Annotated in this window: 8 protein-coding genes and 1 riboswitch; of the genes, 4 read left to right on the top strand and 4 right to left on the bottom strand. The window is 55.0% G+C overall.

The window, feature by feature from the left end:
- Positions 1-108 precede the first annotated feature (108 nt).
- Positions 109-771, top strand: a complete 663-nt coding sequence (locus NIZ92_RS12835) for a response regulator transcription factor (protein WP_026483003.1) — start codon at positions 109-111, stop codon at positions 769-771.
- On the opposite strand, the gene NIZ92_RS12840 is transcribed toward NIZ92_RS12835, so the two are convergent.
- Positions 758-4,201 (bottom strand): PAS domain-containing hybrid sensor histidine kinase/response regulator, encoded by a 3,444-nt coding sequence (locus NIZ92_RS12840; RefSeq protein ID WP_254002073.1) that lies wholly within the window; start codon positions 4,199-4,201, stop codon positions 758-760. The genes NIZ92_RS12835 and NIZ92_RS12840 overlap by 14 nt on opposite strands.
- 461 nt (positions 4,202-4,662) lie before the next feature.
- Here NIZ92_RS12840 and NIZ92_RS12845 point away from each other — a divergent pair, with 461 nt between their 5' ends.
- On the top strand, positions 4,663-6,372 hold the full coding sequence (locus NIZ92_RS12845; protein WP_035272635.1) for a sulfate adenylyltransferase: 1,710 nt from the start codon (positions 4,663-4,665) through the stop codon (positions 6,370-6,372).
- 111 nt (positions 6,373-6,483) lie between these two features.
- On the opposite strand, the gene speE is transcribed toward NIZ92_RS12845, so the two are convergent.
- Together speE and NIZ92_RS12855 are read right to left on the bottom strand one after the other, a co-directional pair.
- Entirely contained in the window at positions 6,484-7,761 is a 1,278-nt protein-coding gene (gene speE / locus NIZ92_RS12850; protein ID WP_254002074.1) for a polyamine aminopropyltransferase, read from the bottom strand.
- Positions 7,762-7,935: 174 nt separating this feature from the next.
- Positions 7,936-9,021, bottom strand: a complete 1,086-nt coding sequence (locus tag NIZ92_RS12855) for an ATP-binding protein (RefSeq protein ID WP_230940667.1) — start codon at positions 9,019-9,021, stop codon at positions 7,936-7,938.
- An 852-nt stretch (positions 9,022-9,873) separates the two neighbouring features.
- On the opposite strand from NIZ92_RS12855, the gene NIZ92_RS12860 reads away from it, so the two are divergent.
- Entirely contained in the window at positions 9,874-10,497 is a 624-nt protein-coding gene (locus NIZ92_RS12860) for a helix-turn-helix domain-containing protein (RefSeq protein ID WP_026483008.1), read from the top strand.
- A gap of 202 nt (positions 10,498-10,699) precedes the next feature.
- Entirely contained in the window at positions 10,700-12,406 is a 1,707-nt protein-coding gene (locus NIZ92_RS12865) for a methyl-accepting chemotaxis protein (protein WP_035272633.1), read from the top strand.
- 5 nt (positions 12,407-12,411) lie between these two features.
- Here NIZ92_RS12865 and NIZ92_RS12870 read toward each other — a convergent pair whose 3' ends face one another.
- On the bottom strand, positions 12,412-12,987 hold the full coding sequence (locus NIZ92_RS12870) for a TMEM165/GDT1 family protein (protein WP_009456260.1): 576 nt from the start codon (positions 12,985-12,987) through the stop codon (positions 12,412-12,414).
- A 1-nt stretch (position 12,988) separates the two neighbouring features.
- A riboswitch (yybP-ykoY riboswitch) is annotated at positions 12,989-13,165 on the bottom strand.
- Positions 13,166-13,240 lie beyond the last annotated feature (75 nt).

Here is a 13,240-nt window from a genome sequence, read left to right on the forward strand (position 1 = left end):
CAGCACGCAGGGACAAAAAACAGGGCATTTCGGTGCCCTGTTTTTACTGATGTGCAGCTCATCCTGGCAGGCACCATTACAGATACTTGAACATGGCATAATCCCCACATGAATGAACTGCTCATTGCTGACGATCACCCACTATTTCGTGAGGCGTTACGAGGCGTCGTCGCCAGCCTGTTTCCCGGCACGGCCATCTACGAAGCGGATCGTATCTCCAATTTGTATCCCCTGGTCGACGACCATCCTGACGCCGATCTGCTCTTGCTGGATCTGGATATTCCAGGGGCAATCGGTTTCAGCGCTCTAGTCCATTTACGCGCGACCTACCCCTGCCTGCCCATCATTCTGGTCACCGCCCATGAAGAGGCACGCTTCATGCGCCGCGCCATGGATCACGGAGCCATGGGCTTCATCCCCAAATCCATTGATGCACAGACGCTGGGCGTAGCCCTGCAGGTGGTTCTGGATGGTGGCACCTGGTTGCCGGAAATCGGCTCTTCCTCTCCGGGCATCAGCCTGGACGAACGGGAGGTCGCGGCGAAATTGCGCGAGCTGACACCGCAACAATTTCGCGTTCTGCAAATGCTCAGCACCGGGCAACTGAACAAGCAAATTGCCTACGAACTGAATGTCTCGGAAGCCACCATCAAGGCGCACATGACGGCCATCCTGCGCAAGCTGGGTGCTTCCAATCGTACTCAGGCCGTCTTGATGGCCAGTCATCTTGGCCTGAACCAGGACGAATCCCAGGACGCTAATACGTTTTAATTTGCGCGGTCAGAAAAGCTCGCAGCGAAGCGGGCTTTACCGGCTTGGTCAGCACCAGATAGCCATATTGTCGAGCCGCCGCTTTCAGCTCGTCGCTACCATCCGCCGTCAACAAAGCGCCTTGCGCATGAGGCAGATGCAAACGCAATAGTTGCAGTGCCTGCAAGCCGTCCAGCCTATCATGCAAGTGATAATCCACCAGCAAGACATCGGGACTCAAGGCAATTTTCTCCAAAGCGCTATCTACCGTATTGGCGGTGATAATTTGTGCTCCCCAACGCCCCAACAGCACTTCCATACCCGCAATAATATCCAGATCGTTATCCAGACACAGCACACGCAAGCCTGTTAAAGGCAAGCCATCGGCTGGCTTGCTGGACTCGTTATTTTGCTGACTGCTGGCCTGCGTAGCGTCACTCAAAGGAACGCGAATGGAGAACATGCTGCCACGCCCCACTTCGGATCGCACATCCAGCGTGTGCCCCAACAAGACCGCAATACGTTGGCAAATGGACAGGCCCAAGCCCAGGCCACGGCCATCCCAATCGAAGGCTTGTTCATAGCGATGAAACTCCGCATAAATTTGCTGAATATGATGTGGCGGGATACCCTGGCCTGAGTCCCAGACCTGAAACTCCAGCTCCTCGCCCCGGGCACGCACGCCAAACACCACTCGTCCTTCCTGGGTGTAGCGCAAGGCATTGGCCAGGAAATTCTGCAGCACGCGCCGCAACAGACGATGGTCGCTATACACCTGCAAAGGTCGAGCATGAATCCGCAACTGGATACCACGTCTTGCAGCCATAGGAGCGTATTGGTCTGCCAAATGCTGCAGCAGATGCTGCACATTGATCACGCCCAGATCCGGCTTCAAGGCTCCGGCATCCAGACGGGAAATATCCAGCAGGCCTTCCAGCAATTCCTCCGCCGTACGCAAAGAGGTATCGACTCGTTCGGCCAGATTGGGCATCTCCGCCAGGTCATGCGTATCGCGCAAGGCCGACGCAAACAGACGTGCCGCGTTAATCGGTTGCAACACATCGTGGCTGACGGCCGTCAGGAATCGGGTACGAGACTCCTGGGCTTTTTCCGCCTCCTGCGTACGCACCGCGACACGCTGCTCCAGGCTGTCGTTCATCTCTCGCAGCTCGCGCTCCACGCGCTTGTAGTGCGTGATATCGCTATAGCTGGTGACATAACCGCCGCCCGGCAAAGGCCGCCCCCGCAGCTCGATCACCTGCTTGTCATTCAACATACGCTGAGTCACATAGGAAGAGCCTTCGCGCATGAACTGAATACGACGTTCTATGGCTTGTTCCACCCCTATGCTTTCCACGCCATCGACCTTGCCCCGCTCGGCATTAAAGCGAATCAGATCCGCCACGGACCTCCCCACGTACAACATGCTGGGCGGGTAATCGAATAACTGCTGATAGCGCTGGTTCCAGGCGACCAGCCGCATGTCCGCATCCACCACACTGACACCCTGATCAATGTTCTCCAGGGTGGCCAGCAAAATATCCCGATTGAAACGCAGTTCCTGCCCCGCCTCATCCAGCACGGCCATGATGGCAGCCACCTCCATGCCCGAACCACGCAAGGCGCTGGTCAGCACCAGGCGCGCGGACGCGGCCCCCACCGCAGCTGCCAGCAATAGCTCCGTGAAATGCACCCAGGAACTATCCGCCCGCAAACCAGGCTCCAGCGATTGCTTGGCCTGTCTGGCCTGCGTTTCAAAAGCCCGCTTCGCCATTTTTTTACCAACGATACGCTCTGCCAAAAGCAGCAAATCCTGGACCGACAAATCCCCATAAGAATGACGGGCCGCCAAGGTCTGCCGCTCCGCATAAGGATTAAGAAACGGTTCGGCCCGCAAGCGCTCTCCCAAGCCCGGACGCCGGCGCCAGGACACCCACAAAAAGGCGCTGATATTGCACAGCAGGGACCAGAAAGTGCCATGTGTCAGCGGGTCCCAGCCCTCTACGCCAAAAAGTTGATAAGGGCGCAGCCAGGACAGGCCAAATGGCCCGTGATACAACCAATCATCCGCCAGCCAGCCCACCTCGGTCAGCGTCGGCAAGAGCAAGGTATAGACCCAGATGGCAAAGCCCAATAGCAGTCCGGCCTCTACGCCCTGTCGACTGGCACCGCGCCAATACAAACCACCAATCAAGCCCGGCCCAAACTGCGCAACCGCCACAAAGGCCATCAGCCCATACGCGGCCAGGGTCGTATCGCTGCCGCTGAGCATGTAATAGCCGTAAGCCACACCCGCCAGCGCCATGATGGCGACACGGCGTATCCATAGCACTGTGGAAGCCACCGTACTTTGCTGATACTGTGCCCAGCCACGACGCAGCAACAAAGGCATCACCAAGTCATTACTGACCATGGTTGAGAGCGCCACGCTGGTCACAATGACCATGCCAGTTGCGGCCGAAAAACCGCCTATGTAAACCATCAAGGCCAAGCCAACCTGGTTTTGCGACAGGGGCAAGGCCAGCACAAAACTATCCGGCGCCACGCCCTCGCCCCCGACGCCAAACAGGCTGACACCTGCCGCAGCAATAGGCAAGACCATGACGCTGACCACCAGCAGATACGCCCCAAACAACCAGCGCGCCCGCCGTATATCCACCACGTCACCACATTCCACAATGGCCACATGGAACTGACGGGGCAAACAAATAATCGCGGCAAAGGCCAGCAAGGTTTGACCGACAAAACCCACCGGCGGACTGTTCTCGAACAGTGTGCTGACGGCCCCCACCATATTCAGTTCAGTCTTGCCAAACCAGCGAAAGGCGAACAGGCCAACCGCCACCAAGGCCACCAGTTTCACCACGGACTCAAAGGCCACGGCCAGCATCAAACCCGGTCTATGCTCGGTCGCGTCCACCTGGCGTGTTCCAAATAGAATGGAAAACAAGGCCATCAAAATCGCGACATACAAGGCCGGATCGCCAAACAGCCCGGCGTGAAACTCCGTCCCGGCCAGCACACTCAAACTCAAGGCCACCGCCTTGTATTGCAGGGCCAGATACGGCACGGCCGCCACCACGGCAATCCCCGCCACCATGGCCGCCAAGCGCTGCGAGCGCCCATAACGACTGGCCATGAAGTCCGCAATGGAAACCGTGTTCTGGGATTGAGCCACCAGCGCCAGACGTTCAATAATCCGCCAGCCAAACAGCAGCATCAGCATGGGGCCAAGATAAATAGGCAGAAAACCAATGCCATAGCGCACGGCCGACCCGACCGCGCCGTAAAACGTCCACGACGAACAGTACACAGCCAGGGCCAGGCTGTAGACCGTAGGTCGCAACCAGGGGCGCTGGGTATACAAAGGATTCCTGTCCCCGAACCAGGCAATGGCGAACAAAATTGCGGCGTAAATCAACGAGGCCAACACCACCCAAGCTGGCGTCATCTGCACTGTCTCCTACTTTGGTATAACGCGATGATTTTTCTCGCGATTGTGAGTAATACTAAGACAGTTCCAGCAGGATCTGAGCTCGGAAAACTAGGGCTTATCACCTATACCCAATTTGATTTTCAGGACAGATCTCCTGGGGCAGGCAGCACCCGCAGCATCATGAGCCACGGTGAGGATCACCTCACGCACCGATAAACCCGGAACGATGCCTGCATTCCTGTCCTCATGTCGCATTTAACAAGCGCAGCACAACGATGCGCAGGCGGTATTCAAGCCAGCGCTGCATCACCTGTTTGGACGAAGAGCTTTCGTCTGGCATCACAAGAAGAAATAGAGCGTTTGAAACCGGGGAGTCACTGCTCCAGTCCAGAACTCATCTATCACTCGCAAACGAAAAACGCCCCGACAAAAAAACTATCTTTCATCGTCATGCGGGGCAAATTAAAGGAGGCAATATGAACCACTCAACATTGAACTTTGATCGCTATCCACAGCAACCGCACGGTGGAACACTGGTCAACCAGGTTGTCCCGGAGGATCGCGTCAAGGACGAGATCGAACGTGCGCGCACCCTGCCCAGCATCCGCGTGGATCTGGAAGCCGTCATCACCATCGAGATGATTGCTACGGGCGTGCTCTCCCCCAACAAAGGCTTCATGAACGAGGCCGACTACAACTCCGTGCTCAAAGAGGGTCGTTTGAGTAATGGTGTGGTGTGGCCTGTGCCGCTGAGCTTCGCCCCGATTGGCGATCGCAACCGCGACATTATTAAAGGACTTTCGGTCGGCTCTGAAGTGGCGCTGACCAATAGCGACAACGAGCCGGTAGCCATCCTGAGCATCGAGGACATCTTCTCCTACGACAAGGAGCAGCGCGCTCAGCAACTGTTTGGCACCACGGACAGAAATCACCCCGGTGTGGACTCCATTTACCGCCGCATGGGCGATGTGTCCCTGGGTGGCACCTTGCACCTGCTGCAGCGTGTGGACTGGGGCCCGTTCGAGAAGCTGCGCCGCGAACCCAAAGACACCTGGCGCCTGTTCTACGAAGAAAAGAAATTCAATTCCGTGGCAGGCTTTATCACCGGTGCGAATCCGCTGCACCGTGGCCACGAGTACATTCACCGCAATGCGCTGGAAGGGATTGATGGCCTGTTCCTGCAGCCACTGGTAGAGATGGCCAAGCGTGAATACGTGCGCCACGAGTTCCGCATGATGGCCTACCGAAACGTACTGGATACCTACTACCCCAAGGACCGTGCCATCCTCTCGCCGCTGCGGGTCACCTATATTTTTGCGGGTCCGCGCGAAACCATTTTGCATGCCCTGATCATGAAGAACTATGGGTGCACCCACGCCTTGATTGGTCGGGATCACGCCGGGATTGGCAGCTACTACGACAAGTACGCCAGCCACAGTATTTTCGATCAGTTCAGCCCCAAGGAAATGGGCATTGATGTGCGCCTGTTCCACGAAGTGTTTTACTGCACGCGTTGTGCCTGCCATGCCACTTCCGAGACCTGCCCGCACGATGATCGCTTCAGGCTGACCATCTCCGGCACCGGCATTCGCGAGATGCTGCGTCACGGCATCATGCCGCCCAAGGAAATTTGCCGCCCTGAATCCATTCTGCCGGCCATGCAAGGTGTACAGCCCAAAGGACTGTGCGAGGAAGGCGAAGCAATCCAGCCCGTCAGCAAAGTTATCCAGAGCATGTTCCCCTACTACACCCAGTACACCCGTCTGGGCGGGGCCAAGCGTAGTGAACCGCTGGATCCATCTCAGCTGACGGTGCGCGATCTGGAAATCGCCAGCCACGACGTGCGGCACCATGCGGGAGATATCTACAACGGGGTGTACACCGAGTACAGCGCCGTGGTGGATCACAACCGCAGCATGCAAGCCGCCTGGATTGAGGATGCACGTGCTGCTCTACGCTTCCAGCAGGAACGTCTGATCAGCGATCTGGAAGAAAAGCAGCAGCAAGCACCGGAAGAAGCCTCGGACGAGTTCATGTATCAGGACAAGCAGGAAGTCGTGCGCGAGCTGCATTCGGCCCGCAGCTTGCTGGATGATATTCCGACCGTGATTTCTGCCAAGCAGTTGACCAAAAGGACCTGGAACGTCCTGCCTTACCAGCGCTATCGTGGGGCGGATAAGGAATAAGGCTCTATCCAGCTTCCCCCTGAACAGAAAAAGCCCCTGACCTTGACAAGATCAGGGGCTTTTTCATCACGAAATCTGCCCGAAGGCAGACTCAAACTGTCCAGAACCTGCTCAACAGACCTCTTCCAGATTGACCTCATTCACAGGCATCAGGCGGCGGTAGAAAGTAGGCAGAGCAAACAAGGCACCATGAATGTCAGCGTTGTAGAACTGCAGGGAATCCTGGTTCTCGTTGCTCATACGCTGCTCCAGTCGTTCCTGGATTTGATCGGCGGAGAAAGCACGCGGGTTCAGTTCGTCGGAGGCAATTGCCAGCCCCCAGTAAGAGCCGTACAGCGGGATATGCAGACCGTAGCCATGCACTTGTGCAAACACACTGGCCAGGGATTCGCTCAGGTTCTTGACCTGCTGACTTTCGTGGAAAGGCGAACCCAGGTGCAATACCAAAGCACCACCACTTGCCAGCGCACGTTTGCAGGACTCAAAAAAGGCAGTCGTGTACAAGGGACCGGCCGGAGTTTCGGGGTCGGTCAGGTCCAGATAGATCAAGTCAAAGCGTTCCTGTGTATGGGCCAGGAACTTCGCGCCGTCTTCGATCTGAATTTGTACACGCGGGTTATCAAACGCCCCCTTGTGAATGGACTGCAAGTGCTCGCGGGCCACCTCGATCACCTCCCCATCCAGCTCAACCAGAGAGACTCGCTCCAGGCTGGGGTACTTCAGCAGTTCTTCCAGGGCTCCACCATCCCCACCGCCCACAATCAGGGCACGGCGTGGATTCGGGTGAGCCATAGCGGCCGGGTGAATCAGACCTTCGTGGTAGAAGAACTCTTCGGCCTCGGAAGTCATCATGCAACCGTCCAGGCGCAAGGTCTTACCCAAGGATTCGGAACGCAGCAACTCCAGACGCTGAAAAGCAGTCTGGCGCTCCAGCAAGCGCTCGGTGAAGCGAAAGCCGTACAGTGCATCCTGATTCAGGTTTTCCGTCAGCAGTTCACCAGCATGGGCCGGGCCATCAGCCTCGCCACGCCACAAGCGATTACGCTGGGCCTGACCGGGCTTGAAAGCCTGCTCAATACCGTCAATCAGGCGGGTCGCCTTGCCGGAATTGTCCTGCATGAAATTGCAGACATAGACGTCCAGCGTCACGCCACCACGCTCTGGCCAGGTATGGATGGCCAAGTGAGACTCGGCCAATAACAGTACCCCGGTAACACCACCAGGCTGCCCTTCAAATTCGGGAAATGCCTGCCACTCTTCACCAACAATCGTCAGCCCTGCATCAATAGTCTGCTGACGGCAAAAATCAGCCAGTTTCTGGGCATCGATCAGCAGCTCCGGGCTGCATGCACATTGGTAAAGGTCTGCGGTCAAGTGCAAGCCTTGCATAATCGTGTGCTCCTTTAACAGATTTTGCGCTCCCTACCAACGAGACGACCGCAACGTAAAAACTTCAAAGCGAGGTGCACCTGGAATGGCGATCACCTCGCTTCATCGAAAAGAGCGCAAATTGTACCTTATATCAAACTTAAATATATGAAAATAACCCTATTTTAGGGAAGATTAAGGTATATACGACGCGGAAGGCAGCAGAACCAATTCCATGACCAAATGCGCCCCTGGACCCGGACGGTCCTTGAAATAGACTCTGCCCCCGTGGTGGTGAACAATCGAGCGCAAAATGGACAAGCCCAGACCGCTTCCTTGCACCTGTTGGCCAGGCAGGCGATAGAACTTGTCAAAGACCTTCTCTTTATAGAGCGGATCAATTCCCGGCCCTTGATCCAGGACCTCTATCCGAGCCCAACCGGTTTCGCCCGGCTGCAAGCGCAGGGTCACCATGGTGTCTGGCGCGGAGTACTTCAGGGCATTTTCCAGCGCATTGCGCAGAGCTACCAATAAAGGAACGATATCCACCTTGGCCCACAAGCCATACTCGGGTACATCCAGGTAAATGCGGTGGCGCTGTTCATGAAAGGGGCGCAGACTCAGGCGTAGCACGGCACGCAAATCGGACTCGCGCCATTCCTGCATGCTCGTCCCCTCGTACTCCATGCGATTCAAGCGCGTCAAATCATCCAGCAGCACATCAACGCCACGAACCTTTTCATGTAATTGAGAGTAGATCTTGCTGGCCCAGGCTGACGGGGTTGTCTCCAGTTGCAGCAATTGGATATAGCCGCTGATGGCGGCCAGCGGGGAGCGTATTTCATGGGCAGCCATGGCAAAACAGTCGGCACGATCGCGCTCCTGTTGCATTTTTGTGCTGACATCGCGAATCATCAACAAAGTTGCGCTGTCTGAATCGGAGGCCGCATAGGCATGAAACTCCAGGGCACGGGCCTGTTCCCCTTCCCCATCCCGGTGCATGTAGTAAAAAGGATTTTTTTCGCGGTTAATAACCTGACTAATCCCAGGGAGCAAATACGCTAAATCTGCCCGTATTCCTTTTTCCAGATTCTGGAAAAAATCGATTAAATCATCGTTATCATTGGCCAATTCCGGCGTATCCAGCAAACGCCGCATGGCCCGATTACAACCCTCAATTCGCCCACAGGAATCGAACATGACAATGGCATCGGGCAAGGCATCCAGCATTTGCTCAAAGCGATGTGCTTTTTCATAAGCCTGTCCCGGCCATTTAGGCACGCTCGCTCGGTCAAACAAACGTTGCCCGATCAAAAAACTGGTAAATAGTGTGAGCAACAAGCCAATCCCCTATTTTCGTCCCAAAACAAGCACCAGGCCTGCCTCAGTGTGGTTTCAATCTCCATGCGACAAAAAGCCAGTCCAGCGGATAAACCAAGCATTTTTCTAGATGGGATTACTGATCTGCCAATGCCTTTGCATCAGCCTGGGTGAAAAAACGGTTAATCGCCTAATAAATAAATTTCATAATAATCAGGCGGAACAATAAGAAAGGGATTAGTACTTTTTAAAAGTTTTACTCCAAAACCACCGCCCATACTGCTTAACGGCAGAAACAGCCGTATCATAAGGCGCATAAATTTTCTTTGAGGAAACAAGGGAACTTGTACAAAATGGATTCCTATTTATTTCATAAAGACTGACCAGGATCAAGACTAACGATAAAAACAAGTGCTAGGGTGCTAACACCCTTTTTCTTGGCCCGACAAGCCGAGCACCGCCCGGACCCGCCCGTAACATCAACACTTATAAGTGTGTTCAGCTCCCCACACTGGGCCCGTCCGGTAACACGACAGCGCAAGGGATACGCGTAAAATCAGCAAGGCGAGTCCAGGTTCACAGGCCCGCCCGATTGAAGTGAGTCCCTGATGAAGCATGAACATCTGAAAATCGGAGATATTAGAAGCATGTGTGTCCAATACTCTGCCTATCACTTGGCGTGAACAGGCCACTTCCCATTGCCATTAGTAGTATTTCTGTACTTACTAATACCGTCTCTACACTCTGCACTGCTACATCGGGGCCCATAGCCTTTCTTTCCCCGGTCTGGCCTGCTTTCATTTTGTTGACTCCATGAACGACGCCGTTTACTCCACTCGGCAGGCTGCTGATTTACTAGGTGTGTCTGTACGCACCGTACAACTTTGGGTAGAAGCCGGGACCCTGAAAGCCTGGAAAACCCAAGGCGGGCACCGACGCATCGACCGCGATTCCGTACAAGCCATCTTGCAAGAGCGCCGTGGGCAAACCAGCCCCCCGACGCCTGATGCTCCGATCACTCCCAGCCTACCTGTTTGCAGCGGTGAACCCTGCCTGCGCGTACTGGTCGTTGAAGACGACCTGGATTTGCTGGCGATTTACCGCATGGCCATGGAACATCTGCCCTTCCCGGTCGAATTGCGCTGCGAACAAGATGGCCTGAAAGGTCTGATTGCTGCCGGCAATTTCTACCCCGATGTGCTGATCGTGGACCTGAACCTGCCCAAACTGGATGGTTTTGCCATGCTCAAGGCGCTGGCCGATGCCCCTGAAACCGAACATACCCAGATTTATGTGATTTCTGCATTGAGCGCCGCCGATATTCACGCGCGTGGCGGTCTGCCCGGCAAAGCAACAGCCCTGGCCAAACCCATTCCCATTGCCCTGCTCCTGCAGCTGCTCAGCGAAGCCTTCCACGCCCAATACCTGCCCTCCTGAGCACGTCCTCTTCCCTTTATCAGCCAGGATCAATTTTTTCAATTTCGATCTTTTTGTGACAAAAATTTTCATTTGATTATCATTTTTTTATTTTTAGACATAAAAAACGAATCAAATGATACTATTCACGAAAATTCACAACAAGAAATTGATCCGTTTATCTCGAGTCTTTTGCTGATACAAAAATACAAAGGGAAAGGCTATGCGCAAGAACCTACCAATTACCGGCATCGAAACCGAGCTGCTGGACGAGCAATATCTCATTTCCAAAACTGACCTGGCCGGCCGCATCATTTATGCGAACCCGGCCTTTGTCGAGGTGAGCGGGTTTAGTCGGGAAGAATTGATTGGCGAGCCGCACAATATCGTGCGTCACCCCGATATGCCATCCGAAGTTTTTGCAGATTTGTGGCATACCTTAAAACAGGGCCGTTCGTGGGTGGGGGTGGTAAAGAATCGCCGTAAAGACGGCGGTTTTTATTGGGTTCTGGCCCATGCCAGTCCCATTATTGAACAAGGGGAATTAACCGGCTTTGCGTCGGTTCGTGTGCGCGCAAAACCTCAGGATATTCAAGCAGCTGAACAGTTTTATCAGGAATTGCGCGAAGGTCGAAATCGTTCCCGAACGATACGCGCTGGCCAAATTACGGCTCGCAGCTGGCGTCGCCCTTTTGCCGGCCTTCGTTTCCTGGCTGGTCCCAGTTTGTTGGCCGCCTTTTTACGAAAAGGCCTGTTGAATCTGGGTATTACCGGCGGGATTATTGCCATGATCCTGAATACGGAAATGCCACAGCAAAGCATGATCCTCCTGGCCAGTTCTCTGGGGGTAGGAACATTGATGATTTTGGGCTATCAGGCCGTGCTGATGCGACGGGTTTTGGGATCGTTTAAAACGGCCACGCACATCGCCCAACAAATTGCCGCAGGCAACCTGACAGTCAACACACGCGGGCCCGCTGTGAAGAAGCTGGAAACGCTGGGCCAGAATCTGGATCTGATGCGTAAGAGCCTGATGAGCATTAGTACCGACGTGGACCATAGCTGCAGCAACAATCAAATGGTGTCACGCAAGCTCTCGGATAACAGCGCCCTGCTGGAAGCACGCACTCAAGAGCAAGCGGCCTCCATGCAGCAGACCACTGCCAGTATGAGCTCCTTTGGGCAAGCCGTTCTACAGACCGCGGAAAACGCCAAGGCCAGCCACGAACTGGCTAGCCGCAGTGCGGAGATCGCGGGTCGCGGGAACGAAGCGGTTCAGAAAGTCAGCTCATCCATGCAGCAGATTCTGGAAAGCTCGCAGCATATTGGCAATATCGTGTCGATGATCAATAACATCGCCTTTCAGACCAATATCCTGTCGATCAACGCCTCAATTGAATCGGCCCGCGCCGGAGAGGCCGGTAAAGGCTTTGCGGTGGTTGCCTCTGCCGTGCGTTCGCTGGCTCAGCAAGCGGCTCAAGCGGCCGATGAAATCAAGCAACTGGTCACCGAAACCCAAACCCTCAGTGCTGAAGGTGCCACCCACGCCGCCCATGCGGGGCAGACCATGCAGGAAATCCTGACATCCGTGTCTGAGGTTGCGGGTTTGATGGGTGAGATTTCTGCTGCCACCAGCGAGCAAAGCATCGGTTTGGGCCAGTTGACCCAGGCCTTGAAACAGGTGGACCAAATCACCAGCGACAACGCCGCTCTGGTCCATGACTTGAGTGAAACAGCGCAGGAACTGAACCAGAATGGGGCCGAACTGCAAGAGGCTATCAGCGTCCTGAATCACGGAGAAAGTGCGCATACTCACCCCCCCACTCGCTCTGCTGCCCCCTTGATCCTGGCCCCGGTTGTGAAAATGGACGCCGCTCGTCGCAAACCAGCCCACCCAGGCCGACTACGACAATTGGCATCCAGTACCTGAGTTCGCTAAAAGCCCAGGCTTTCAGCCCCTCCCAACAAGGCCAGCACGCCCAGCACGGCAAAGATACAGGCAGCAATCCGGTGTACCAACTGAGTCGGCAAACGGCGGGCAATGCGCTCGCCAAACAAAACGGCAGGTGCGTTGGCCAACATCATGCCCAAGGTCGTGCCCAGCACCACCAAACCGAACTCTTGATATTTAGCAGCCAAAGCGACCGTCGCAATCTGTGTCTTGTCGCCCATCTCGGCCAGGAAGAATGTCACCAGCGTGGTGCCAAAAACACCAAAACGCGTACGGGTGGCTTCGGCATCATCGATCTTGTCAGGAATCAGAATCCAGATGGCCATGGCCAGAAAGGAAATACCCAGCACCCAACGCAGCACTTCCGGATCCAGCAAAGCGGGAACCCAAGCACCAATGGCGCCAGCCAGACCGTGATTAACTAAGGTTGCTATGAAAATAGCGAGAATGATGGGCCAAGGGCGTTTGTAGCGGGCTGCAAGAATAAAAGCCAACAATTGGGTTTTGTCCCCAATTTCTGCCAAGGCAACCACACCCGTGGAGATAAACAACGCTTCCATAACAACTCCTGGCCGGATAAGAGACAAATGACCACAAACCCTCCCGGCCAAACGCGAAGGTCCATGGTCAAAAGTCTTGCCAGGCTAAGTTGCTATCAGCGCCATGACCCTGTGTAGGTCAAGTATGTTGACGCTGATCTTCGGTAAACCGAAGCGGCTACTCCCTAATGACGAAGCGCATCGTAGCCCAGATTAAGACGCCTGTCCAATCGGGGCTTTTCAACGCACAAGAAGTACACTTGCTTATTTTCAC

Origin of the sequence: Alcaligenes sp. 1735tsa3 (assembly GCF_024134565.1) — a bacterium.
Classification (GTDB): Bacteria; Pseudomonadota; Gammaproteobacteria; order Burkholderiales; family Burkholderiaceae_B; genus Alcaligenes; species Alcaligenes phenolicus.

What these genes read in the sequence shown, in the direction of transcription:
- NIZ92_RS12845 (WP_035272635.1), top strand. Translation starts at nt 4,663, where the DNA reads ATGAACCACTCAACATTGAACTTTGATCGCTATCCACAGCAACCGCAC.
- speE (WP_254002074.1), bottom strand. Translation starts at nt 7,761, where the DNA reads ATGCAAGGCTTGCACTTGACCGCAGACCTTTACCAATGTGCATGCAGC.
- NIZ92_RS12860 (WP_026483008.1), top strand. Translation starts at nt 9,874, where the DNA reads ATGAACGACGCCGTTTACTCCACTCGGCAGGCTGCTGATTTACTAGGT.
- NIZ92_RS12865 (WP_035272633.1), top strand. Translation starts at nt 10,700, where the DNA reads ATGCGCAAGAACCTACCAATTACCGGCATCGAAACCGAGCTGCTGGAC.
- NIZ92_RS12840 (WP_254002073.1), bottom strand. Translation starts at nt 4,201, where the DNA reads ATGACGCCAGCTTGGGTGGTGTTGGCCTCGTTGATTTACGCCGCAATT.
- NIZ92_RS12835 (WP_026483003.1), top strand. Translation starts at nt 109, where the DNA reads ATGAATGAACTGCTCATTGCTGACGATCACCCACTATTTCGTGAGGCG.
- NIZ92_RS12870 (WP_009456260.1), bottom strand. Translation starts at nt 12,987, where the DNA reads ATGGAAGCGTTGTTTATCTCCACGGGTGTGGTTGCCTTGGCAGAAATT.